General features: G+C 62.1%; 24 protein-coding genes. 6 read left to right on the forward strand and 18 right to left on the reverse strand.

What is annotated here, in order from left to right:
• Positions 1-104 precede the first annotated feature (104 nt).
• The 6 genes from ROE7235_RS03510 to purC form a co-directional block, all read right to left on the reverse strand.
• On the reverse strand, positions 105-2921 hold the full coding sequence (locus ROE7235_RS03510) for an Rne/Rng family ribonuclease (protein WP_121093291.1): 2817 nt from the start codon (positions 2919-2921) through the stop codon (positions 105-107).
• A 451-nt stretch (positions 2922-3372) separates the two neighbouring features.
• Positions 3373-4707, reverse strand: a complete 1335-nt coding sequence (locus ROE7235_RS03515) for a sigma-54-dependent transcriptional regulator (RefSeq protein ID WP_121093292.1) — start codon at positions 4705-4707, stop codon at positions 3373-3375.
• An 81-nt stretch (positions 4708-4788) separates the two neighbouring features.
• The gene (locus tag ROE7235_RS03520; protein ID WP_121093402.1) at positions 4789-6552 is read right to left on the reverse strand and encodes a sensor histidine kinase; all 1764 of its coding nucleotides are present in this window, start codon (positions 6550-6552) and stop codon (positions 4789-4791) included.
• Between the two features lie 47 nt (positions 6553-6599).
• A complete protein-coding gene (gene purQ / locus ROE7235_RS03525; protein ID WP_121093293.1) occupies positions 6600-7268 on the reverse strand; it encodes a phosphoribosylformylglycinamidine synthase subunit PurQ in 669 nt (222 codons plus the stop codon).
• Positions 7269-7276: 8 nt separating this feature from the next.
• Positions 7277-7522 carry a phosphoribosylformylglycinamidine synthase subunit PurS gene (gene purS / locus ROE7235_RS03530; protein ID WP_121093294.1) on the reverse strand — a complete coding sequence of 82 codons (246 nt, stop codon included), beginning with the start codon at positions 7520-7522 and terminating at the stop codon, positions 7277-7279.
• 15 nt (positions 7523-7537) lie between these two features.
• Positions 7538-8299, reverse strand: coding sequence for a phosphoribosylaminoimidazolesuccinocarboxamide synthase (gene purC / locus ROE7235_RS03535; protein WP_121093403.1), 762 nt, complete (start codon positions 8297-8299; stop codon positions 7538-7540).
• A 179-nt stretch (positions 8300-8478) separates the two neighbouring features.
• Between purC and ROE7235_RS03540 the strand changes: the two genes are divergently transcribed.
• The 3 genes from ROE7235_RS03540 to ROE7235_RS03550 all read left to right on the forward strand — a co-directional run bounded on the left by ROE7235_RS03540 (position 8479) and on the right by ROE7235_RS03550 (position 10773).
• Entirely contained in the window at positions 8479-8790 is a 312-nt protein-coding gene (locus tag ROE7235_RS03540; RefSeq protein WP_121093295.1) for a DUF1476 domain-containing protein, read from the forward strand.
• A gap of 101 nt (positions 8791-8891) precedes the next feature.
• Positions 8892-9914, forward strand: a complete 1023-nt coding sequence (gene bmt, locus ROE7235_RS03545) for a betaine--homocysteine S-methyltransferase (RefSeq protein WP_121093296.1) — start codon at positions 8892-8894, stop codon at positions 9912-9914.
• A 157-nt stretch (positions 9915-10071) separates the two neighbouring features.
• Positions 10072-10773: a cobalamin B12-binding domain-containing protein gene (locus ROE7235_RS03550; RefSeq protein ID WP_121093404.1), complete on the forward strand. Its 702-nt coding sequence runs from the start codon at positions 10072-10074 to the stop codon at positions 10771-10773.
• A gap of 154 nt (positions 10774-10927) precedes the next feature.
• Here the strand turns inward: ROE7235_RS03550 and ROE7235_RS03555 are convergent, their stop codons facing one another.
• A complete protein-coding gene (locus tag ROE7235_RS03555) occupies positions 10928-11575 on the reverse strand; it encodes a pseudouridine synthase (protein WP_121093405.1) in 648 nt (215 codons plus the stop codon).
• 107 nt (positions 11576-11682) lie between these two features.
• Here ROE7235_RS03555 and ROE7235_RS03560 point away from each other — a divergent pair, with 107 nt between their 5' ends.
• The gene (locus tag ROE7235_RS03560; protein WP_121093297.1) at positions 11683-12147 is read left to right on the forward strand and encodes a YbjN domain-containing protein; all 465 of its coding nucleotides are present in this window, start codon (positions 11683-11685) and stop codon (positions 12145-12147) included.
• Between the two features lie 13 nt (positions 12148-12160).
• On the opposite strand, the gene ROE7235_RS03565 is transcribed toward ROE7235_RS03560, so the two are convergent.
• Genes ROE7235_RS03565 through ROE7235_RS03580 form a run of 4 tightly spaced genes read right to left on the reverse strand, consistent with a single transcriptional unit; the run spans position 12161 to position 15753 of the window.
• A complete protein-coding gene (locus tag ROE7235_RS03565) occupies positions 12161-12796 on the reverse strand; it encodes a hypothetical protein (RefSeq protein ID WP_147434162.1) in 636 nt (211 codons plus the stop codon).
• A gap of 29 nt (positions 12797-12825) precedes the next feature.
• Positions 12826-12960: an aa3-type cytochrome c oxidase subunit IV gene (locus tag ROE7235_RS03570; protein ID WP_121093299.1), complete on the reverse strand. Its 135-nt coding sequence runs from the start codon at positions 12958-12960 to the stop codon at positions 12826-12828.
• Positions 12961-13018: 58 nt separating this feature from the next.
• Entirely contained in the window at positions 13019-14068 is a 1050-nt protein-coding gene (locus tag ROE7235_RS03575) for an MBL fold metallo-hydrolase (protein WP_245963869.1), read from the reverse strand.
• Complete coding sequence (locus ROE7235_RS03580; RefSeq protein ID WP_121093301.1) at positions 14065-15753, reverse strand: acyl-CoA dehydrogenase; 1689 nt, start codon at positions 15751-15753, stop codon at positions 14065-14067. Before ROE7235_RS03580 ends, ROE7235_RS03575 begins: the two co-directional genes overlap by 4 nt.
• Before the next feature lie 85 nt (positions 15754-15838).
• On the opposite strand from ROE7235_RS03580, the gene ROE7235_RS03585 reads away from it, so the two are divergent.
• Positions 15839-16789 (forward strand): L-threonylcarbamoyladenylate synthase, encoded by a 951-nt coding sequence (locus ROE7235_RS03585; protein ID WP_121093302.1) that lies wholly within the window; start codon positions 15839-15841, stop codon positions 16787-16789.
• Here ROE7235_RS03585 and ROE7235_RS03590 read toward each other — a convergent pair.
• Positions 16786-17604: an LOG family protein gene (locus ROE7235_RS03590; RefSeq protein ID WP_121093303.1), complete on the reverse strand. Its 819-nt coding sequence runs from the start codon at positions 17602-17604 to the stop codon at positions 16786-16788. The two genes, ROE7235_RS03585 and ROE7235_RS03590, sit on opposite strands and share 4 nt — an antisense overlap.
• 95 nt (positions 17605-17699) lie before the next feature.
• On the opposite strand from ROE7235_RS03590, the gene dapD reads away from it, so the two are divergent.
• A complete protein-coding gene (gene dapD / locus ROE7235_RS03595) occupies positions 17700-18530 on the forward strand; it encodes a 2,3,4,5-tetrahydropyridine-2,6-dicarboxylate N-succinyltransferase (protein WP_121093304.1) in 831 nt (276 codons plus the stop codon).
• Positions 18531-18549: 19 nt separating this feature from the next.
• Here the strand turns inward: dapD and ROE7235_RS03600 are convergent, their stop codons facing one another.
• From ROE7235_RS03600 to ROE7235_RS03625, 6 genes are all read right to left on the reverse strand, one after another.
• Positions 18550-19746 (reverse strand): glycosyltransferase family 4 protein, encoded by a 1197-nt coding sequence (locus ROE7235_RS03600; RefSeq protein WP_121093305.1) that lies wholly within the window; start codon positions 19744-19746, stop codon positions 18550-18552.
• A 22-nt stretch (positions 19747-19768) separates the two neighbouring features.
• Positions 19769-20080: an ETC complex I subunit gene (locus tag ROE7235_RS03605; RefSeq protein WP_121093306.1), complete on the reverse strand. Its 312-nt coding sequence runs from the start codon at positions 20078-20080 to the stop codon at positions 19769-19771.
• A gap of 215 nt (positions 20081-20295) precedes the next feature.
• Positions 20296-21291, reverse strand: a complete 996-nt coding sequence (locus tag ROE7235_RS03610) for an ABC transporter ATP-binding protein (RefSeq protein ID WP_121093307.1) — start codon at positions 21289-21291, stop codon at positions 20296-20298.
• A complete protein-coding gene (locus ROE7235_RS03615) occupies positions 21288-22277 on the reverse strand; it encodes an ABC transporter ATP-binding protein (protein WP_121093308.1) in 990 nt (329 codons plus the stop codon). Before ROE7235_RS03615 ends, ROE7235_RS03610 begins: the two co-directional genes overlap by 4 nt.
• Positions 22277-23206, reverse strand: coding sequence for an ABC transporter permease (locus ROE7235_RS03620; protein WP_121093309.1), 930 nt, complete (start codon positions 23204-23206; stop codon positions 22277-22279). The genes ROE7235_RS03615 and ROE7235_RS03620 overlap by 1 nt, the downstream gene beginning before the upstream one ends.
• 12 nt (positions 23207-23218) lie before the next feature.
• Complete coding sequence (locus tag ROE7235_RS03625; RefSeq protein WP_121093310.1) at positions 23219-24205, reverse strand: ABC transporter permease; 987 nt, start codon at positions 24203-24205, stop codon at positions 23219-23221.
• Positions 24206-24272 lie beyond the last annotated feature (67 nt).

Genomic DNA, 24272 nt, shown 5'->3' on the forward strand with positions numbered 1-24272 from the left:
CTTGTCAGATTATCCCACAGCCATAGCTCAGGCGCGCCCAAAGATCACGCGCCCGCGCCGTCACATTCGCGTGGACCGGGCTTCGAGACGGCGCGGACAAAGGATCAACGCGACCACCAGCCCCGGCGGCGCGGCTTTTCAGCCACGGGTTCAGGGGTCGCGACAGGCTCGGGCGATGTGTCTGGCGCTGCCTGCTCGGCTGTCACAGGCTCTGGCGTCACAGGCTCTGATGTTACCGTCTCCGCCGCAGGCTCTCGTTGCTCTTGGGGCGACGGCGCCTCTTCGGTCGCCGCAGTTTCGGGCGCCTCATCCGCATCTGCGGCCTTCGGCGCAGCCGCGTCGGCGCCGGAATCCGGCACCTCTGTCACCGCGTTCGCAGCCGCAACCTCGGTCCGTTCCTCAACAGCCGCCGTTGCAGGCGTGGCATCATCGGCCTCAGGCACAGCAGCATCAGCCCCAGGCTTGCGACGGGTACGGCTGCGGCGGGCTGGTTTCTTGGGCGCGTCCTCTGTCGTCTCGGCAGCAGGCTCTGCCGACGCTGCAGAATCAGCCTCGGACGCCGGTTCTGCAACAGGTTTTTTCGCCCGCGACGCGCGTTTGCGCTTGGGCTTCTCTGCCGGAACTTCTGCGGCGGGTTGCTCGGCGTCTACCGGCGTATCGACTGCGGCAGCTTCACTGTCGGATGTTGCCACGGCGTCCTGCGCGCCCTCTGAGGCAGATTCGGTTTCGGCCGTTTCGTTTTGAGAGCCGTTTTCCGATGCACCGTTGTCCGATGCCCCATCGGCGTCTTTGCCGCCCCGCCGACGCCGACGGCGGCGACGCTTCTTGCGCGGCTGGTCGTCACTGTCGCCTGCCGGTTCCGCCTCGGTCCGAGATGCCTCGGCAGGCGTTTCATCCGGCTCGTCCTCTGCTTCCAGTTCTGGCATAAGATTGCCATCCATCGACACGACCGGCGCTTGTGGCACCGGCACGCGCGTTGCTGTCTTGAACTTCTCTATGGTGAAATCGGGGCTAACCATGGACGGATCGGCTTCCAGCCGGACCGCCATTCCGAACCGGGCCTCGATCTGCGCCAGATGTTCACGCTTATAGTTGAACAGGAAGTTGATGACAGCGGCAGGTGCGCGCACCAGAACCTCGCGCGATTTGCCGCGCGTGCCCTCTTCCTCGATCTGGCGCAACACGGTCAGCGCCATGCTGTCATCGGACCGGATCAGACCTGTCCCGTGGCAATGCGGACAGGGCTGCGTCGTCGCTTCCAACATGCCGGGGCGCAAGCGCTGGCGGCTCATCTCCAGCAGACCGAAGCCCGAGATGCGGCCCACTTGAATGCGTGCTCGGTCGGATTTCAGCTTGTCTTTCAGCATCTTCTCGACGGCGGCGTTGTTCTTGCGCTCTTCCATGTCGATGAAGTCGATCACGATCAGGCCCGCAAGGTCACGCAGGCGCAACTGGCGCGCGATCTCTGTCGCAGCTTCCAGGTTGGTCTTGACCGCCGTATCTTCGATGGAGCCTTCGCGCGTCGCGCGGCCAGAGTTGATGTCGATGGCGACCAATGCTTCGGTGATCCCGATCACGATATACCCGCCCGAGGGCAGTTGCACCGTGGGGTTGAACATGCCCGTCAGCGTGGTTTCAACTTGGTAGCGAGCAAACAACGGCAAGCCTTCGTCATACAGCTTCACGTTCTTGGCGTGGGACGGCATGATCATTTTCATGAAGTCCTTGGCCACGCGGTAGCCTGCGTCGCCTTCGACCAGCACCTCGTCGATGTTCTTGCTGTAAAGATCGCGGATCGAGCGCTTGATCAGGTTGCCTTCCTCGTAAATCGGGGTCGGCGCGATGGATTTCAGCGTCAGGTCGCGAATCTGTTCCCACAGGCGCAACAGGTATTCATAGTCGCGTTTGATCTCGGCTTTGGTGCGGTTCGCGCCGGCGGTGCGGATGATCAGCCCTGCCCCTTCGGGCACAGTGATTTCATTCGCGATGGCCTTCAGCTTCTGGCGGTCGGCGGCGTTGGTAATCTTGCGGCTGATTCCGCCCCCGCGCGCGGTGTTGGGCATCAGCACACAGTAGCGGCCCGCCAGCGACAGGTAGGTGGTCAGCGCCGCACCCTTGTTGCCGCGCTCTTCCTTGACAACCTGCACCAGCATGATCTGGCGCACCTTGATGACTTCCTGAATCTTGTAGCGGCGCATACGCGGCTTGCGGCGCGGGCGCGCCTCTTCGATCGGATCGCCATCAGAGACGGACTCGATCCGGTCGTCCAGTTCGGTGGCATGTTCGGCAGCGACATAGCCTTCGTCGTCGGAGTCCGCCTCTGGTGTGTCGACGGCTTCGGCCACGGGCGCGTCTTGCGTCTCGGCCTCCGGCGTTTCCGCGTCTACCTTGTCGGTCACGTCGGCAGTATCCGCATTATCCGTGGTGTTTTCAGCCTCCGCGACCGGCACCGGCCGCTCATCGCCATCGCCCAAGGGTTCTACGATATCCATGCCGGCAATGTCGCCGGTTTGCACCTGATCCTCGGCCTCGACCGTTTCGGCCTTGGCAGATTTGCGGCGGTTGCTGGAGCGGCGGGGCTTGCGCGCGGGCTTTTCAGCCTTGGGCGCGTCCTCTTCCTCTGCCTCATGAGCGAGCGCACGCTCTTCTTCCAGAAGCGCGGCGCGATCAGCTGCCGGAATCTGGTAGTAATCCGGATGAATCTCGTTGAAGGCAAGGAAGCCGTGGCGATTGCCGCCGTAGTCGACAAAGGCCGCCTGAAGCGACGGCTCGACCCGCGTTACCTTGGCAAGGTAGATGTTCCCGGCAAGCTGTCGGCGGCTTTCTGTTTCAAAATCGAATTCCTCGACCTTGTTTCCGTCAACCACCACGACGCGGGTTTCTTCCGCGTGGGTGGCATCAATAAGCATTTTCTGTGGCATTGAGTTCCGTTGCATCCGGCACGGCGCCAAAATGGCCTGACAGGCGCGAGGCCTGGCGGCGCAGTTCGCGCGGGAGGATGGCTTGTCTGAGCGCTGAGCAGAACCGACGGGGCGCACACTTCTATCGGCGTCGCGGCAGTATATCTGCTGCGGGATAGACGTGAATTGCGCGCCGGTCCGTTCATTGCGGTTCCAAAAGTGCCACGCAGGCGTGGCTGTTCAGGTTGCGCCCGATCACTCGTGAAAATGAGGCGGGCTGTTCAAGCCTTGCGGCCTATCCATCTGCCAAGGCGGCGCGGCGTTGTGCGCGACGGTCTGCCAGGGCAGCGAAATCTGTCGGGGTTTGCAGTCTGATTGCACACCTTAACCCGGTCAGCATAGCGGCTAAACGCCACAAATGACAATGCTTATTCCATGCACCGCAAAAGATCGGGCCAATACTGCCGCCAGATCAGACGTAATCAGAGCGCGTCAGCCCGTATTTGGCCATTTTTTCATTGAGCGTCCGGCGCGGCAGGCGCAATTCTTCCATGACTGCCGCGATAGAACCTTTGTGCCTGCGCATCGTGTTGTCGATCAAGATGCGCTCGAACGCTTCAACATGTTCCTTGAGCGGCTTGCCTTCTGTGGTCATAGCCTCGCCCGACGCTTCGTTATCGGCCATGACCAACGACATCAGCGCGCCATCTTCGCGCCGGCTTTGGAGCACGCTGCGTTCAGCAATCGTCACAAGCTGGCGGACATTTCCCGGCCATGGCGCTTGCAGAAGCTGTGCGGCGTCGGGCATCGACAGCACCGGCACTGCGCAGCCGTATTCCTCTGCGAACTGTCCCATATACTCGTTGAACAGCGCCAGAATATCCTCGCCGCGCGCGCGCAGGGGCGGCAAAACAACCTGATGCGCGCCAAGCCGGAAAAACAGATCAGGGCGCAGCACATCTTCCAGGGTCTGATCGCGCTTGTGGCCATTGCAGACGGCAATAATGCGGGTGTCGGGCGGGGTGCCCTGTGCATCTATAAAGGCCAAAAGCCGGGCCTGCACAGGTTCGGACAACGCCTCTATGTCTTCCAGAACAAGGGTGCCACCGCGCGCCGCGTCGGCCAAGGGCCGTTCCGCGCTTTCTGCGGGCGCAGGGCCGAACAGCCGGGCGTTGAGCGTGGCATCATCCAGCCCGGCACAGTTGAGCGACACCAACTTGCGCGCCGACCGGCTGCCGACAGCATGCAAGGCATGCGCGACAAGCGTCTTTCCGGTGCCGGTTTCCCCGTCTATCAGCACATGACCATCGGCCTGCCCGATATCCAGAATATCCTCGCGCAGGCGCTGCATTTGACCCGACTCTCCGATCAGGCGGCGCATCATCGTCGCGCCATCCGCCAGTTCGGTGCGCAGCGCGCGCGACTCCATCGCTTGCGCGCGGGCCTTGGCAGCACGGTCGGCAAGCGCCATCATCTTTTCTGGATCGAACGGCTTTTCCAGAAAATCGAACGCGCCAAGCCGCATGGCTTCGACGGCCATGGGCACGTCACCATGACCGGTGATCAAGATTACCGGGATTGTCGCATCAATCGCATTCAACCGTTTGAGCAATCCCATACCGTCCAGCCCTGGCATGCGGATATCGGTGATGACCACGCCCGGAAAATCGCTATCGATCGCAGCGACTGCCTCTGCCCCGTCGGCATAGGTTTCGGCCGTGAACCCCGACAGCGCCAGCCACTGGCTGATAGACTGGCGCATATCCTGTTCATCATCGACGATGGCAACATGCATGGCGCGACTCATCGGCGCGATCCTTTCGGCTTTATTGCGGCCAGATGGCCGATATCAGACGACACAGGCAAGCGGTTTCAGATCAGGTTCGCGTTATGTGTCCTGCTGGTCAGAGCCCGTATAGCGCGGGAATTCCACTTCGAATACCGCGCCGCCCTCGCCTGGGTTCAGGGCGGTAAGCCGCCCACCGTGATCTTTCACGATACCCGACGAAATGGCCAGCCCCAGACCGACCCCCTGCCCTGCAGGCTTGGTGGTGTAGAACGGCTCGAACAGATTGTCGATATCGGCAATCCCCTCACCATTGTCGCGCACGGTCAGTTTGGCAGTGTCGCCTTGGCTGAGAATGATGTCGATCTGCGGTGCATTGGTGTTCTTGGTTGCATCCACCGCGTTGCGCACAAGGTTCAGGATCACCTGCTCGACGCGCACGCTATCACCCAGAATCATGACCGGATCGGGGGGGACCGTGCGAACCAACAGCACGCGACTGTCGCGCAAAAGTGGCTCTGTCATGGTCAATGCGTCGGCCACGCATGTGCGCAAGTCGATGGGTGCGAACGCCTCACCGCCTTTGCGCGCGAAGGATTTCAGTGTCCGCGCGATGGCCCCCATGCGGTCGATCAGGTCGTCAATCCGCTGGAACGATGCCAATGCTTCTTCGGGGCGCTTGCGTTTCAACAGCAGGCGCGCGCCAGCCAGATAGGTTTTCATCGCCGCCAAGGGTTGGTTCAGCTCATGGCTGACAGAGGCCGACATCTCGCCCAATGATGCCAGCTTGGAGGATTGCGCCAAGGTCTGCTCTGCGACGGCAAGATCTTTTTGCATCCGCACCCGTGCCGCGATTTCACGTTGCAACCGCGCGTTGAGGCCGCGCAGTTCCTCGGATTCGCGTTTGAACACCTCAGATTGCGTGTAGGCACGTCGGCTTAGGATGTAGAAGGTCAGCGCCAGCAGCAGCGCAAATCCAGTCAGCACAAGCGCCAGTGCCGCATTGACCCGCTCGCGCACCGAATCGTAGCGGGTGAAGCTGACCAGCTTCCAGCCCCGAAACGGCACGCGCACCTCTGATCGCAACACCGCCTCGCCACGCAGGAACGCATCCGGCGCCGGTTGGGTCCAATCGGTTGTGGCCCGAAAGGCGCGCGCAATCGCTGACGGTGCATCGCGAATCGCCAGCGCCTCTTCCAGCGAGCGGCCCCGCCAGCGCGGTTCCGTCGCCAGCACAATCCGACCGGATGATTCCATCAGTGCCACTGCATCGGCAAAGCCTGCCCAACTGCGTTCGAATTTGGACAGATCGGCCGACACGATGACCACGCCTAACACCTCGCGCCCCGACCGCACCGCGCGCGAGAAAGTGAAACTGAACCCCCCGCTATCCAGCTCTCGGGTCTGGAACACGGTATCGGGGGTGCGCCTGGCGTCGACAAACACCGCGTCAGAACTACGCATGGTGCCAAGGATGTTGCGGTCTGTCGCCCCGACGGTCCGCCCGTTCTGGTCCAGCAATTCGATAGAGGCCGCGCCGATCTCGTTTTGCAGGTCGATCAGGCGCTGCGAAATGGTCGCGAAATTGCTGTCGCGCAGCGCATCCGCGATCACCGGGTCACGCGCCAGCAACAACGGCACCACCGAATTTCGCTGCAATTCCGATTGGATATTGCCGGAGTACAGCACAAGCCGAAGCTCTGCCCGGTTGCGGGTGGCTTCGGTGAAATTGGTGGATAGCCAGCCGTTCAGAAACCAAGTGCTGACGGCTGCAACCACCACCAAAGCAAACACTGCCGCCCGCCCCCAGAGCGGAATGCCAAGAATGCTGGCACGACGGTTGTCCAGATCGGGCGGGGTGATCATGCGCGCAACGATATTGCGATTGCCCCCGGCGCTCAAGTCGGGTGTTCCTAGCCGGGCACGAAAGCGCCGATAAGGCCGGCAAAGAGCGCGCGGCCATCAGCACTACCCTGCGCAGCATCCAGCGCGCGTTCGGGATGTGGCATCATGCCCAGCACGCGACGGTTTTCCGAAAGGATGCCGGCAATATCACCGTCAGAGCCGTTCGGGTTCTGGGCATAGGTGAACGCCACGCGCCCCTCGCCTCGCAACCGCGCGAGTGTATCGGCATCGGTGGTATAATTGCCGTCATGGTGCGCCACGGGAATGGTGATCTGCGCATCTGCGCCATATTCAGACGTGAAATCGCTTTCGACAGAGGTCACGTTCAGGGCAACCGGCTTGCAAACGAATTTCAGCCCGGCATTGCGCAGAAGCGCACCGGGCAAGAGGCCCATTTCCAGAAGCACCTGAAAGCCGTTACAGATACCCAGAACGTAGCCACCGGCCTGCGCATGCGCGGCAATTGCACTCCCGATGGGCGAGTGCGCGGCAATCGCGCCGCATCGCAGGTAGTCGCCGTAAGAGAACCCGCCGGGCAGGCCGACCACATCCACGCCCGCAGGCAGGGCGGTATCCTTGTGCCAGACGCGCACCACCTCTGCGCCAGCCTGTTCGAAGGCGACAGCCAGATCACGGTCGCAATTCGACCCGGGAAACGTAATGACAGCGGCTTTCATATGACGGCTTACCCTTGCACCGGTTCCAGCGAGTAGCTCTCGATCGCCGTGTTGGCGAGCAGCTTTTCACACATCTGGCGTGCCTGTTCCTCTGCGCGGACGGGGTCTGTTTCCGTCAGGTCCAACTCGATCATCTTGCCTTGGCGGACCTTGTTCACACCTTCGAACCCGAGCGAGCCGAGCGCGTGGCGCACCGCCTCTCCTTGTGGGTCCAGAACGCCGGATTTCAGGGTGACGATGACACGCATTTTCATGGAACTGGCTACCTTTTAATTCATCAACTTGGGTTTGGTCATGGGGGTCGCGTTGCGCGGCATCACGCCAAGGCGGCGCGCCACTTCGGAATAGGCATCTGTCAGGCTGCCAAGGTCGCGCCGAAACACGTCCTTGTCGAGTTTCTGGCCGGTCTTGATGTCCCACAGGCGGCACGAATCGGGGCTGATCTCGTCAGCCACGACAAGGCGCTGCATATCGCCCTCATACTGCCGCCCGATTTCGATTTTAAAATCGACCAAAGTGATTCCCACGGCCAGCATGATCCCTGACAGGAAATCGTTCACCCGCACCGCAAGCGAGACCATATCATCCAGATCCTGATGGCTGGCCCAGTTGAAGGCAAGGATCTGGTCCTCGCTGACAAGCGGATCACCCAGCTTGTCGTCCTTGTAATAGAATTCGATAATGGGGCGTGGCAGGCGGGTGCCTTCCTCTATGCCCAGCCGTTTCGACATGGACCCGGCGGCGATATTGCGCACGACCACTTCCAGTGGAATGATCTCTACCGACCGGATAAGCTGCTCGCGCATGTTGATACGCTTGATAAAATGCGTCGGCACCCCGATCTGGTTCAGCCCGGACATGACGAATTCCGACAGCATGTTGTTCAACACGCCCTTGCCGTCGATCACGTCCCGCTTCTCGGCATTGAAAGCGGTGGCGTCGTCCTTGAAATACTGCACCAATGTGCCCGGCTCGGGGCCCTCATAGAGAATCTTGGCTTTGCCCTCATAAACTTTCGTGCGGCGTGCCATCGACATTCTCCAACAGGTGCTGCACCGCGATATGCGGTGTGGTCTGGCGTGCCTATACTCCAGCGTGGGCGCGGTCGCAAGCAAAGCCGTTCGCGGTCTCTGCCCCTGTTTAACCTTGCAGCACGGCGCCCCAGTGGGCATATGTTACGCAACGCCACACAAACCGATGAGGGCCCGCCATGTCCACCTTCGATAACCGCGAACGCGCGTTCGAAAACAAATACGCACATGATGCAGAAATGCAGTTCAAGGCCATCGCGCGCCGCAACAAAAAGCTGGGCCTGTGGGCCGCGGGCGTTTTGGGCAAATCGGGCGATGACGCCGAATCCTACGCGATGGACGTGATCCGCTCTGATTTCGAGGAAGCTGGCCACGAAGACGTGTTCCGCAAGGTTGCCGCAGATCTGGGCGACAAGGCGGACGAAGCGATGATCCGCACCAAGATGGCCGAACTGTTGGCAGAGGCCAAAGCAGAACTGGCCGAAGGGTAAATCACCCACAGAACAGTTTGCGTTTGATCTGCGCCCCCGCTTTGCGCTAAGCGCGCCCTGATACGGGGCGCGGATGTCCCTGATACGATGGGACCGAACATATGACTGACGCGCTGACAGAGCTTCTTGCAACCCGCGACTGGCTTTTGGCCGATGGCGCGACCGGCACCAACCTGTTCAACATGGGACTGCAATCGGGCGATGCGCCCGAATTGTGGAATGCCGACGAACCCGAGAAAATCCGCACGCTTTACCGTGGCGCGGTCGATGCCGGCTCTGACCTGTTCCTGACCAACACATTCGGCGGCAATGCCAGCCGTCTGAAACTGCATTCCGCCGAAGCACGCGTGCACGAATTGAACCGCCTTGGCGCGGAACTTGGGCGCGAGGTGGCCGACGCATCGGGGCGGCGTGTGATCGTCGCCGGGTCCATCGGGCCGACGGGCGAGATCATGGCCCCGATGGGCAGCCTGACCCATGCGCTCGCGGTCGAGATGTTCCACGAACAAGCCGAGGGGCTGAAAGCTGGCGGTGCAGATGTGTTATGGGTGGAAACCATTTCCGCCTCTGAGGAATACAAGGCCGCCGCCGAAGCCGCCGCGCTGGCCGGTATGCCATGGTGCGGCACGATGAGCTTTGACACCGCCGGGCGCACCATGATGGGCCTGACCTCTGCGGCGATGGCGCAAATGGTCGACAAGCTGGCCCACAAACCGCTGGCCTTTGGCGCGAATTGCGGGGTGGGCGCGTCGGACCTGTTGCGCACGGTGCTGGGCTTTGTCGATACAGGCACCAGCATGCCCATCATTGCCAAGGGCAATGCGGGCATTCCGAAATATGTTGACGGGCACATCCATTATGACGGCACGCCGGACCTGATGGCCGATTACGCCGTGCTGGCGCGCGATTGCGGCGCACGTATCATCGGGGGATGCTGTGGCACCATGCCCGACCACTTGCGCGCGATGCGCGAAGCACTGGAAACCCGCGCTGCCGGACCCCGCCCCGATCTGGAGACGATCAAGACACGGATCGGCGGGTTTTCGTCTGCCGTGGACGGGACCGAAGCCGATGGCCCCGACACACCCGCCCGTCGTGGCAACCGCCGCCGCCGCGAGAGCTAAGATTTCGAGGCCTTTTGGTGACGATCCGGTCGGTATGGTCGCCAAGCCCCGCGCCTAGGTCGCAAATGGACGTGTCCGGCGCGACAAAATGTCTGAAACCCTGAGCAACAGTCCAGCCCGCGCGCCCAAAAGCGCGGCGTTTCAAGAGGTGCCTTCCATGTCTGATGAAGAAGAAATCATTCTGGCCGATCTGTCTGACGACGAACTTGTCGAACAGATGATGGACGATCTTTACGACGGGTTGCGCGAAGAGATCGAGGAATCGGTTCGCATCTTGCTGGATCGCGGCTGGACGCCCTACGACATTCTGACCAAGGCGCTGGTCGCGGGCATGACCATCGTCGGTCATGATTTCCGTGATGGGATCCTTTTCGTTCCCGAAGTGCTGCTGGCCGCCAATGCGATGAAGGGCGGCATGGCAATCCTCAAGCCGCTTCTGGTCGAAACCGGCGCGCCGCGCATGGGCAAGATGGTGATCGGGACCGTCAAGGGCGACATCCATGACATCGGCAAGAACCTTGTCGCGATGATGATGGAAGGCGCCGGATTCGAGGTCGTCGACATGGGCATCAACAACGCGGTCGAGGCATATCTGGAAATGCTGGAACGCGAACAGCCCGATATTCTGGGTATGTCGGCGCTGCTGACAACCACGATGCCCTATATGAAGGTCGTGATTGATACGCTGGCCGCAAAGGGTCTGCGCGACGAGTATATCGTGCTGGTGGGCGGTGCGCCGCTGAACGAGGAATTTGGCCGCGCCATCGGTGCCGATGCCTATTGCCGCGATGCCGCCGTGGCGGTGGAAACGGCAAAGACACTGGTCGCGCGCAAACACAACCAGATGGCCGCGAACTGAGCCAGACCAAGATTTTGCGCCTTGCCCTGCGGGCAAGCGCGCCGCGGGAGCGCGGGGCCGAAACGGCCCCGCGCCCTTTTCGCATCCCGTTCAGGCCGGATTTTTGACCGATGGCGCGCCATGAGTATTTGGGGCAAGATGAAGCTGGGAAGGACTAGAACGGCACCGGCGCGCTGACCGTTAGCCCCCGCCCGCCATCTGGATGGCGCAACCGCAATTCCCGCGAATGGAGCATAAGGCGCGGAAACGCACCGGCCTGCCCGCTTGCGTAAAACGGATCGCCCAGGATTGGGTGGCCGATGGCCAGCATATGCACCCGAAGCTGGTGGCTGCGCCCCGTCAGGGGCATAAGCCGCAAGCGCGATCCATATATGTCATGGCGGATCAGCGCCCAGTCGGTTTGGGCTGCGCGGCCGGTTTCATGGCAAACCATCTGGCGCGGGCGGTTGTCCCAGTCGACAATAAGGGGCAGATCAACCCGCCCCTGACGTTCCGTGACCTGCCCCCAGACCTGCGCGATGTATTGCTTTCGGGTCTGCCGTTTTTCGAATTGTAGTCCAAGATGCCGCTGCGCCACCGGGCTGCGCGCAAAGACAATCACGCCCGATGTGTCGCGGTCCAGCCGATGGACAAGAAGCGCTTCGGGGAAAACCGACTGGACCCGCGCGATCAGGCAATCGGCCAGATGCGGACCGCGCCCCGGCACGGATAGCAGGCCCGCCGGTTTGTCGATGAACAGCAGTTCATGATCCTCGTGCAGGATGACAAGGTCGTCCTGCGGCGGCTGATACGGGGTGTCAATCATGTGCCGGGTGTGCCGAAAACAGGCGGACGGCACAAGCCCGCGATCTTGATCGTTGCCAGAAAGGGCGGATGCGGTATGCTGCCGCAATACCCATGGAGAGACACATGACCGCCTTCGCAAAGATCTTGACACTTTCGACGCTGGCGCTGGCGCCCGCAGCATCTGGTGCACAAACCTTGCTCGACGCAAGCGACCCTGAAGCGATTGCCGCCATTGCGCGGGGCTACGGGGCGGTAGAGGTCACATCGGACGCCGTGGGTGACCCGATGCTGCGCGGCCGAATGGACGGCACGCAATATCTGGTCCTGTTCTATGGCTGCGAAAACGGTCGGAACTGCACGAATATCCAATTCCGCGCGGCTTGGGTGAATACGGGGGCCGTAACGCAGAACACCATACAAGCCTGGAACAACGACAACCGCTTCGGCAAAGCGACGCTGGACGCAGAAAACGACCCGGTCATCCAGTGGGATGTCAATCTGTTCGGCGGCGTGAGCCGCGCCAATCTGGACGACACGTTCGATTGGTGGCGCGTGGTTCTCGACGGCTTCACCGACCACTTGGAATAAGCGCGACTGACGTTCAGAGCCGGGCCTGCACCGAATACACCTGCGTGTTGATGTCCGGCGCGTCGTAATGCAATTCCCGCGTGATAACGCCAGGCTTTGCCGCGATTTGCTCCATCAAACGGTGCGGATAATACCCTGACTGCAGATCTTCAAACCCCGGCAACTCGCGCAAGATGGCAATTGTGGACACCGCACAATGGGCCGCAGGCACTGGGCCTGCTTCTGTCGCCAATTGCTTGGCGCGCAGCGCAGTTTCCATAGACACGGGTATGCGCTGCACAACGGTGTAATGAGTTTCGCGGGTGTGGCTCAGATAGAAAGAGGCGCCGACTCGGGGTGTGATCCCGTAATGCAGGTCATTTCGTTCCGGCACATCGGGGAGCTTCCAGCTTCCGGCCGGATCAAAGAGCACACGTTCATCCGCGTTGATAAACAGGGCTGTATGGTCACCGCGCTTGGAGCGGTAGTTCATGACAGTGATGATGGTCAGTTCGGGTCGTCCGCCATGCGCATAGCGCGCGGCCTGTACCGCGTCATCCGGGGCCCAGACCCGTTCGCCTGCGCAGGCCGCCAATGTAAAAACCGCCAGCACCATCAGCGCCAGGGCGCGAAGCTGCGGCACCATCTGCCGCACAACCATTACCTGCATGACGTTTCCTGTCTGGTTCCCGCGACGGGTCAGCCGTTGACCAGCGCGATGAAGATCAGAACGCCAATGCTGATACCAGCCCCCCAAGTCACCATGCGCATGAAACCATCAAAGGTCTTTTGCTGGGTCGTGGTGTCCATTTTACCGTGTTCATGGTCAGCCATGTCACATTCTCCATGTTCGCGTATATGAAGTGTCAAATACCCCATCGGTCGGGGGCTGTCACCCCAAACCTGACGCCACCGCAACGCTTTGCCAATGCCATGCGCCATCGTCACCCATATGGCGTGTCACACGGCCCATCCGTTCAAGATAGTTCAGATGCGCGACAGCCTCGACCAAAGCCAGCCCGTAAGTGCCTTCGCCAATCTGGCGTTTGAACAGCGGCGCGAAGCATTCGCTGGCGCGGCGCGGTTCCGACAAATGCTCTTCCAGACGCGCCAGTGCGCCGTGGTGGTTGTCTATCTTCTGGCGCAAGCGCATCGGCAGGCCGGTGAAGGGCAGTTTGTGACCGGGCAAGACAAGATGATCCGCGCGCGCGAAGGCTTGCAGGCGCGCGCAACTCTCCATCCACTCCGCCACCGGGTCGGCATTCGGTTCGGTCGCGTAAACCCCCAGATTGGGCGAGATCGACGGGAGAAGCTGATCCGCGCCCAGCACAAGGTTGCAATCCCGGCTCCAGAGCGTGATCTGGTCGGGCGCATGGCCTTGGCCCAGCCGCACATCCCAGTCACGCCCACCCGCGCGCAGGATATCGCCGTCCGAAAGGCGGTCGAACCCCAGCGGCAATGGCGCGACAACATCGGCAAAGTTGAACGGGCGCTCATCGGCACGCTTAGCCAGAATGTCCGGGTCCATCCCTGCCCTATGCCAAAATTCCAGCGTTTCGGGCGGCGGGCGGTCTTGGTCGTCCAGCGTCAGCATCCGCGCAAACAGCCATGCCGTGCGCGAGGTCGCGAGCGTAGCGCCCCCGGCCTGAAACCAGCCCGCCAGCCCGATATGGTCAGGGTGGTGGTGGCTGGCGATGACGCGGGTTACAGGCTTGCCGCAAAGCGGTCCCGCCAGCAGCTTGACCCATGCACCGCGCGTGCGCTTGGTGTCGAACCCGGTGTCAAACACGGTCCAGCCCGCGCCGTCATCCAGCGCGTAGACATTGACATGGTCCAGCGCCATGGGCAGCGGCATGCGCGCCCAGACTATGCCGGGCGCGATTTCGATTGCCGCGCCTTCTTCGGGCGGCACCTCGAACGGGTAGCGGATGCCGTCGCTCACGCGCCAAGATCCTCTGCCGACAGGGCCATATAGCTGGCAGGGTCTGCCCGCATCGCTGTCAGGTGCGCGGCGCATTCGGGCAACAAATGGTCGATATAGACACGCGCCAAGCTCACGCGCGCAGCCTCGCCCGACTGTGCTGCACGCAGATGCATGTCTGCCCCCAGAACACGGGCAAAGGCGCGTAGGTAAGCGGTCGCGGCGGCGGCGCGTTCTGCCATCCCCTGCCCTAGCATCCAATCGGTTGCCGAACGCAGGGCTTGCGCGGCGTCGGATACGGGTGCGCCCATATCTGACGCGGCGGCTGTTTCCGCCACCTCGTCCAGCAAAGCAAAGGCGGCGGCCCCGCCGTCACCCAGTTTGCGCCCGACAAGGTCGAGCGCCTGAATGGCGTTTGTGCCCTCGTAGATCGCGGTTACACGGACATCGCGCAGGAATTGGGCCGCCCCCGTTTCCTCTATGAAGCCCATGCCACCATGGATCTGGATGCCCATATCCGACACGGTGATCCCTGTTTCAGTTCCGTAGGTTTTGGTGATCGGTGTCAACCAGCCCGCGCGCGCCGCCCAATCCGCGGACCCGGTGGCCGTCGCCATGTCGATCGCCACACAGTTGGCCATGGCAATCGCGCGTGCCGCGAATATCTCGGCGCGCATGATGGCCAGTTGGCGGCGAATATCGGGGTGGTCGATGATCGCGGTCGCGCCCTTCGGCGTTGGGCCCTGCTTGCGGTCCATCGCATAGGCCAGCGCGTGCTGATACGCCCCTTCGGCCACGCCAATGCCCTGCACGCCTACACCGACGCGGGCATTGTTCATCATGGTGAACATTGCCGCCAGCCCCTTGTGCGGCGCGCCGACCAGCCATCCCGTGGCCCCGTCATATTCCATGACGCAGGTGGGCGAGCCGTGGATGCCAAGCTTATGTTCAAGGCTAACCACTCGCAGCGCGTTCGGCTGGCCAAGGCTGCCATCGGCGTTGGGAATGATCTTGGGCACCAGAAACAGGCTGATCCCCTTGGACCCTGCCGGGGCATCAGGCAAGCGCGCGAGCACCAGATGGCAGACATTCTGGGTGAAATCGCAATCGCCCCAAGAGATGTAGATTTTCTGCCCCGACACGCTGTAGGTGCCATCCTCTTGCGGTTCAGCCTTGGACCGCAGCGCGGCTAGATCGGTGCCAGCCTGCGGTTCGGTCAGGTTCATCGTGCCCGACCATTCGCCCGAAATCAGCTTGGGCAAATAGAGCGCCTTGATCTTGTCCGAGGCGTGATGCTCCAGCGCCTCTATTTGCCCCTGCGTCAGCAGCGGGTTCATCTGCAAGGACAAGCAGGCCGATGACATCATCTCGTAAAACGCGGTCGACACGGTTTGCGGCATGCCCATGCCGCCATGCTCGGGGTCGGCGGAAATCCCGATCCAGCCACCCTCCGCCAGTGCGCGGAACCCCTCGGCATAGCCCGGCGGGCTGACCACCGCGCCGTTGTCCAGCCTTGCCGGGTTTGTGTCGCCTGGACGCCGCAGCGGGGCGATCACTTCGGCGCAAAGCCTCCCGCCTTCGGACAGGATGGCTTGTACCGTATCGGGCGTGGCATCCCCAAATAGGTCACTGTTGCGAACTTGGTCGAACCCGGCAACATGGTCTAGGATGAAAGCGAAATCGCGCAAAGGAGGCGTGTAGGGCATGGGCCGCTCCGTCAGGCTGGACAGGGTGTTGCGCTACTGATAGCGGGTTGCAGGCTCTTGCAGAACCCCAACGCCACGTCACACCATGGAAAAAACGCCGCAGACCGCGCTTTTAGCCCCCGCAGAGGTCGCATATGCGGCACAACTTTTGCGTGCGGGCCAGCTTGTCGCGATGCCGACCGAAACGGTCTACGGGTTGGCGGGCGACGCGCGCAACGCAGAGGCGGTCGCGGCAATCTTCAAGGCCAAAGGGCGGCCCGCGCATAACCCATTGATCGTGCATCTGGACGGGACAGAGGCGGCGGAAAAGCTCGCACATCTGTCGGATCAAGCGCGCAAGCTGGCCGAAGCTTTCTGGCCCGGTGCGCTGACGTTGGTCGCGCCCTTGCGCACAGATCACGGGCTGGCGGATTCCGTTACAGCAGGCCTACCCACGGTTGCGCTGCGTGTCCCCGCGCATCCGCTCGCACGCGCGCTTCTGGCGGCATTCGGCGGGCCGGTGGCGGCCCCGTCGGCCAACCCCTCTGGCCGGATCAGCCCAACGACGGCGGCGCATGTCATGGCCGGTCTTGGCGGGCGGATTGCCGCGGTGCTGGACGGTGGCCCCTGCCCCGTTGGGCTGGAATCGACCATTCTGGGGTTCGAAGGGGGCGACGCCATACTGCTTCGCGAAGGCGGCATCAGTTCGGAACAACTCGCCGCCGTGCTGGGCCAGCCGCCCCGCGAACGCACCGGCGCCAAGATCACCGCGCCGGGGCAAATGCTGTCACACTATGCGCCGCAAGCAAACCTGCGGCTGAACGTGACCAAGCCAGACGCGGATGAAATCTGGATCGGCTTTGGCCCCGAGTGCGCGGGCGCGGCGCTGAACCTGTCGCCCGACGGCGATCTAGACGAAGCCGCAAGCACACTGTTCGCCACATTGCACAAAGCAGACTTGATGGCACAGCCCATCGCTATCGCGCCCGTTCCCGACCACGGGATCGGCGCGGCCATCAATGACCGCCTGCGCCGCGCCGCCGCACCGCGCGCTTAGTCGGCGTCAAACCCGTCAATAACCGCAATCGCCTCTTCAGCGGTATCGACCATGTGGAACAGGTTCAGGTCGTCGGCGCTGATCGTCCCGGCATCTGCCAGCATGTCCCAATTCACGACATTGGCCCAGAACTCACGCCCGAACAGGATGAAGGGCAGCTTCGCCATGCGCTTGGTCTGGATCAGGGTCAGCGCCTCGAATGTCTCGTCCAGCGTTCCAAAGCCGCCGGGAAAGACCGTGATCGCCTTGGCGCGCATCAGGAAATGCATCTTGCGAATGGCGAAATAGTGAAAGTTGAAGCACAGGTCCGGCGTGACGTATTCATTGGGCGCCTGCTCATGCGGCAGCACGATATTGAGGCCAATCGACACGCCGCCAGCCTCGCTTGCGCCAAGGTTGCCTGCTTCCATCACCCCCGGCCCGCCGCCGGTGACGATGACATCCTCGCGGCCATAGGCCTGCACGGACCGCAACGTCATCTCATATGCGAACTTGCGCGCTTCCTCGTAGAAGCGCGACAGACCGGCCAAGGTCTTGGTGCGGGCTTGCGCTGCATCTTCCGGCCTTGGAATCCGCGCGCCGCCGAACATCACGATGGTGGACTGAATCCCCCGTTCCGCCATCAGCAATTCGGGCTTGAGAAGTTCCAGTTGCAGCCGCACGGGGCGCAGTTCGTCCCGCACAAGGAAATCCGGGTCGCCAAAGGCCAGCCGATACGCCGGATGGCGGGTCTGCGCGGTGTCGGGGACATCATCCCACAGGTCGATATCCTGCTTGGCGTCGGGAAAAATACGGTGGCTGTCGCGGTCTTTCAAAAGGCTCTCCGGTCAGGTCTTGCGGGAATTGCGGTTGCACTCTGTTAACGCTATAGCCGTGACACCCCAATGACCAGAGCCATGGAGCGCCCCTGATGACTGACAACGCCGCCCTCGAATCCGCGATTGAAGCCGCGTGGGACGTCCGCGACACCATAACCCCCGACACCAAAGGGGAAACGCGCAGCGCGATCGAGGAAACGCTTGATGCGCTCGACAGCGGCAAGCTGCGCGTGGCCGAACGGCAGGAGAACGGCGACTGGCATGTGAACCAATGGGCCAAGAAAGCCGTGCTGCTGGGCTTTCGCCTGAAAGATATGGAAAAACACGAGGGCGGCCCGCAGGGCGGCACATGGTGGGACAAGGTCGACAGCAAGTTCGCCGACTGGAAAAAGAAGGAATGGAAAGACGCGGGCTTTCGCGCCGTTCCCAACTGCATCGTGCGCAAATCGGCCTATATCGCGCCCGGCGTGGTGTTGATGCCGTCCTTCGTGAACCTTGGCGCCTATGTCGATAGCGGCACGATGGTCGACACTTGGGCCACCGTCGGAAGCTGCGCTCAGATCGGCAAAAACGTGCATTTGTCGGGCGGCGTGGGCATTGGCGGCGTGCTGGAACCCATGCAGGCTGGTCCGACCATCATTGAAGACAACTGCTTCATTGGAGCGCGCTCCGAAGTAGTCGAAGGCTGCATCGTGCGCGAAGGGTCCGTTTTGGGGATGGGCGTGTTTATCGGCAAATCCACCAAGATCGTGGACCGCGAAACAGGTGACGTCACCTTTGGCGAAGTGCCGCCCTATTCGGTCGTGGTGGCGGGGTCCATGCCGTCCAAAAACGGGATCAACCTGTATTGCGCGGTGATCGTAAAGCGGGTCGATGCGCAGACCCGGTCGAAAACCGGCATCAACGAATTGCTGCGCGACTGATCGCATCTGGTGATGGGGGCTACTGAGCAGCCCCCTCGAACAAGGCTTTCAGCCGTTCGGCACTGGCGCGCAGGTCGTGGCGTTCTTCGACCCGTTTGCGCGCGGTCGCGCCCATGACTTCCAGACGCTCCGGCGGCGTTTCAAGACATTTGCGCAACGTGTCCGCCAAAGCGGCCACATCGCCTGCAGGCACCAGCCAGCCTGCTTCACGGTCAACCAGTTCGGGGATGCCTGCAATATAGGTCGAAATGACCGGCCGCCCCAGCGCGAATGCTTCCATAATGACAATCGGCAGCCCTTCGGCAAAGCTGGGCAGCACCATCGCGCGCGCGCCCGACAGCGCGGCCTTGACCGCAGCACCATCGGCCCAGCCGCGCAGCTCTACCGCGCTTTGCAGGCTGTGGCGGGTGATTAGTGCCTCTATCTGGGGCCGCGTATCACCATCCCCGATCAAGACAAGTCGCACGTCGGGATGGGTTTTCACCAGTTCGGCCATGGCCTGCACCAAAAGCACCTGCGCTTTTTGTGGGCAGAGCCGCCCGACACAGACAAAGGGCGCATTGTCGGGCGGGGGCGGCGCGGGGGTCAGGTCATCCAGATCAACCCCGCAATGCACCACGTGCAGCTTGTCCCAGACCTGCGGCCCGCCCGCCAAAGCCAGACGCGTGCGGGCAAATTGGGTAATCGCCACGGCAAAGCGGGCTTCGGCCAGTTTCAGCGCGAGCGACGAGGCTTTGGGGTCATCGAACTCGTCCGGCCCGTGCGCGGTAAAGGAAAACTCCGGCCCGCCTAGCCGGTGACACAGCAGCGCCACCGCCGCCGTGTTGGTGGTGAAATGTGCATGGATATGGGCGCACCCTTTGGACGCGCGCTTCAGGTGCACCGCTTCAAGCAGGTAGGCCAGATGGCGCAGCAACGCCCCCTGCCCTGCGGCGCGCGACATCGCCCACAATGCCACGAAACCGCGCGCACACCCGCGCGGGTTGGTAAGCAATTCCAACAGAAAAAACCACAACAACCGCAGCGCACCGGGGGCAAGCAGGTAATGGGTGCGCGCGGCCTCGGCGCGGTCAGCGGCTTCGACCAAATCCTCGGACCAAGGCCGCACCGCAAAGCGTGCGACATCCATACCGATGGATTCCAGCGCAGCTATCTCACGGCGAATGAAGGTGGCACTCGTCACCGGGTAGGTGTTCATCAGATACCCGATGCGCATTGCATTTACCCCGGTCAGATCGTCAGTGGGTCCAGACCTGCCGCCGCGAGGTTGCGAAATTCTCTGCATAGCCCGCCGGACGAATATTCGGACGGCGCGTCTTGGGTTCAACCACGGTGTAGTCGATGCCATGGGCATTGGCATAGGCTTCGGCGCTCTCTCGGTCTTCAAAGCGCAGCGTGACCTGACTGTCCATATCGTCGGAACTGGTCCAGCCCATCAATGGATCAATCTTGCGCGCCTGCGACGGCGCAAAGGCCAGAACCCAGTGTTTGCTCTTGGCCGTGCCAGACTGCATGGCGTTTCGGGCGGGGCGGTAAATTCTTGCGCGCATAGTGTGACCCTATCTCAAGCTGGCCCTGTTATCGTGGCAATAGCCCGATTTGGCAAGCCCGCACGACTGCGCAAAAACAGGTACAGGCAGGAAGCCCCCGCTGAAAGGAGGGAACGAGGAGTAAGTCTTCCGAGACAGGGTAACATCCTGCCTGCACGGTTCAAGCTAGGGGCAGATCGAGGCGCGGGCAACAAAAATGTAACAAGGATACATGTTTAAGCGACCTCGCTGTTTTGCCCCGCAAAATGGCAGGCCGCCTGCCCGGTTGGCGTAGGCCGCGGGGCGGGGGTCTCGCGCTTGCAGATATCCGCTGCAAGCGGGCAACGCGGGTGGAATGCGCACCCCGAAGGCGGGTCGATCGGGTTGGGAATTTCGCCCAAGACCGGCTTGCGCCTGCGCCCCGACAGTGCCAGATCCGGCACCGCATCCAGCAGCATACGGGTGTAGGGGTGCTGGGGTTCGGTGAACAGGCGCTTGGCATCGGCCACCTCGACCAAGCGGCCCAGATAGAGCACGCCGATTCTGGTCGCCATATGCCGCACCACGGACAGATCATGCGAAATCAGCAGATAGGTCAGGCCGAATTCATCCTGCAAATCGCGCATCAGGTTCAGAATTTGCGCCTGCACCGACACATCCAGCGCCGAAGTGGGTTCGTCACAAACGATGAATTCGGGCTTTGACGACAGCGCGCGCGCAATCGCAATCCGCTGGCGCTGCCCGCCGGAGAATTCGTGCGGGAATTTCGCAGCATCGGCGGCGGACAGGCCCACCACTTCCAACAGGCGGTCCACTTCGCGCGTGATCTCTGCGCCTTTTAGCAGGCCAAAGGTGACGATGGGTTCAGCCACGATATCGCGCACTCGCCAGCGCGGGTTCAGACTGGCGAACGGGTCTTGAAAGATCATCTGGAACCGGCGGCGCAGCGCGCGCATATCGGCACCGCTGGCAAAATCCATCTCCTGCCCGTCGAACCGGATACTGCCCGCCGACGGGGCCAGCAGCCCAACGATCATCTTGGCGATGGTCGATTTCCCCGACCCCGATTCGCCCACCAGCGCAAACGTTTCGCCACGGTTGATACTGAACCCAACGTCAGCATTCGCGGTCAGAAACTGGCGGCTTTCGCGCTCGATAACCCGGTTCAGCCACGGCTTGGATATGTCGAAACGGCGGGTCAGCCCTTCGACCTGCACCAGCGGTTCACTCATGCGCCGCCCTCCTCTGTCAGCCAGCAGGCCACCTGATGCTTTGGCGCGGCCCGTTGCAGAACAGGGCGCTCTTTGTAACAGCGGTCAAACACATGTTCACAGCGCGGGTTGAACGCGCAGCCTTGCGGGATCGCGTTCAGGCGCGGCATCGCACCGGGGATCTGCACCAGACGGTCGCTGTCTTGCTCCAGCGTCGGAATCGCGCCCATCAGTCCACGCGTATAGGGGTGGCGCGCGTGCTGGATCACATCACGCACAGGGCCGATTTCGGCCACGCGCCCCGCGTATAGCACCGCTACACGGTCGGCGGTTTCGGCGATGACGCCCAAGTCATGCGTGATCAGCATGACCGAGGCGCCTCGCTCGGCGCAGATTTCCTTCAAAACGTCGATGATCTGGGCCTGCACGGACACGTCCAATGCGGTGGTCGGCTCGTCCGCTATGACCAATTCAGGTTCGGCGGCCAAGGCCAGCGCGATCACCACGCGCTGCCGCATCCCGCCAGAGAAATGATGCGGATAGTCATCTATCCGGCGCGCGGCGGCAGGAATGCCCACGCGGTCCAGCAGTGCCACGGCGCGGGCGCGAGCCTCTGATTCGGACACGTCCATATGCGTCCGGATCGTCTGGATCAGCTGTTGCGCAACGGTATAGAGCGGGTTCAGGCTGGTCAGCGGGTCTTGAAACACCATCCCGATACGGCGACCGCGAATGCGGCGCATCTGTTCATAGGGCAGGTTGTCGATCCGCTCGCCCCGCAGGCGGATTTCACCACCTGCAATGCGCCCCGGCGGTTCTATCAGCCCGATGATGGCAGAGCCGGTAATGGATTTGCCAGCGCCGGATTCGCCGACCATGCCCAAAACCTCGCCGGGAGCGATGTCGAACGACACTTGGTCCAGTGCACGCAGCGTGCCGCGCCGGGTCGGGAATTCGACCACCAGATCGCGGACGGAAAGAAGCGGGTCTTGGGTCACAGTGCTCATCAGCGCAGCCTCGGGTTCAGGGCGTCGCGCAGCCAGTCGCCCAGCAGGTTGACCGACAGTGCCAGCGCAAGAAGTGCAATCGACGGGAAGAGCAAAATCCACCATTCGCCCGAAAACAGGTATTGCTGGCCGATCCGGATCAGCGTCCCAAGCGAGGGCTGCGTGGGCGGCACCCCGACGCCGAGGAAAGACAGTGTCGCTTCCGCGATGATCGCCAGCGCCAGCCCGATCGTACCGATAACCAGCACCGGCCCCATGACGTTGGGAAGGATGTGTTTGATCAGAATTTTCACGGGGTGCGCACCGACCACGCGGGCGGCCTGCACATATTCCTTCGATTTCTCGACCATGGTCGCGCCGCGCACCACGCGGGCGAATTGCACCCAGTCCGACAGGCCGATGGCCACGATCAACACCCAGATCGCCATGGTTTCGCGGTAGGCGGGCGGGATAAGCCCACGCGCGACGCCAAAGATCAGCAGCGCGATCAGGATGGACGGGAAAGACAATTGCACATCGGCGATGCGCATCAAAAGCCCATCCACCCAGCCGCCGCGATAGCCCGCGATCAGCCCCAAGGTGATGCCCAGAACCATCGCGAACAGCACCGCCGACAAGCCCACGAACAAGGAAATCCGCGTGCCATAGAGGATTGTTGACAGCACATCGCGGCCCTGGTTGTCGGTGCCAAGGATGTAGCTGTTGCCGGTGAAGGCATTGGGTTCCATCGGCGGGGTGAACCCGTCCATCAGGTTCAATGCCGCCGGGTCATAGGGGTTGGTGGGCGCGATCCATGGCGCGAACAACGCGGCCAGGGCGATCAGCGCAACCACCAGCCCTGCGACAATCGCCACGGGCGAATGCCGGAAGGACCACATGATGTCACTGTCCCAGAAACGGGCAAGGCTGGATTGGGTATCGCTCGTCATGCGCAGCCCCCCTTAATGCCCGGCGCCCGCGCGTTCCACGCGCAAGCGCGGGTCCACCGCGTAATACAGAAGATCCACGATCAGGTTGATGACCACAAAGATGACCGCAATCATCATCAGGTAAGCGGCCATGACCGGCACATCGACAAACCGGACCGAGTTGATGAACAACGCGCCCACGCCCGGCCATTGGAACACGGTTTCGGTGATGATCGCAAAGGCGATGATCGCGCCAAGCTGAAGCCCGGTAATGGTAATCACCGGCACCATGGTGTTTTTCAGCGCATGGCCGAAATGGATGGCGCGGTTCGACAGCCCGCGCGCACGGGCGAATTTGATGTAATCGGTGCGCAGCACTTCCAGCATCTCGGCGCGGACCAGCCGCATTATGAGCGTCATCTGGTACAGCCCCAGCGTGATCGCGGGCAGGATAAGCGACGCGCGGCCCGAAGGTGTCAGGAACCCCGTGCGCCACCAGTCGCCTATGTCGACCACCTCTCCGCGGCCGAAACTGGGCAGCCATTGCAGTTCCACGGCGAACAGCCAGATCAGCAGCACCCCGATCAGGAACGTCGGCAATGACACGCCGATCAGCGAGACGGTCATGATGGCCGTGGACAACCAGCCGCGACGGCGCAGTGCGGTGTACACGCCAAAGCCCACGCCAAAGACGAAAGCCAGCACGCCCGACACCAGTGCCAGTTCCAGCGTGGCGGGCAAGCGCGACAGGATCAGTTCCATCACGGGCTGTTGCAGGCGATATGAAATGCCAAAATCGCCCTGCACGGCGCGGGTCACGAAATCGAAAAACTGCACGATGAACGGGTCGTTCAGGCCCAGCCGCTCGCGCAGTGCCTCGCGGTCGGCAATGGTGGCTTCCTGGCCCATCATGGTCGAAATCGGGTCGCCCACATAGCGAAACAGGGCAAAGGACACCAGCGCCACGACCAGCATGACGACCAGAGATTGCAGCACTCTGCGAAGGATAAAGGCCAGCATCGGATGTCCCTATGGGCAAAAAGCAAACGCGCGCGGGGCGATCAGGCTCCGCGCGCGCAGGGTTCGT

Source organism: Roseinatronobacter ekhonensis (assembly GCF_900499075.1).
GTDB lineage: Bacteria > Pseudomonadota > Alphaproteobacteria > Rhodobacterales > Rhodobacteraceae > Roseinatronobacter > Roseinatronobacter ekhonensis.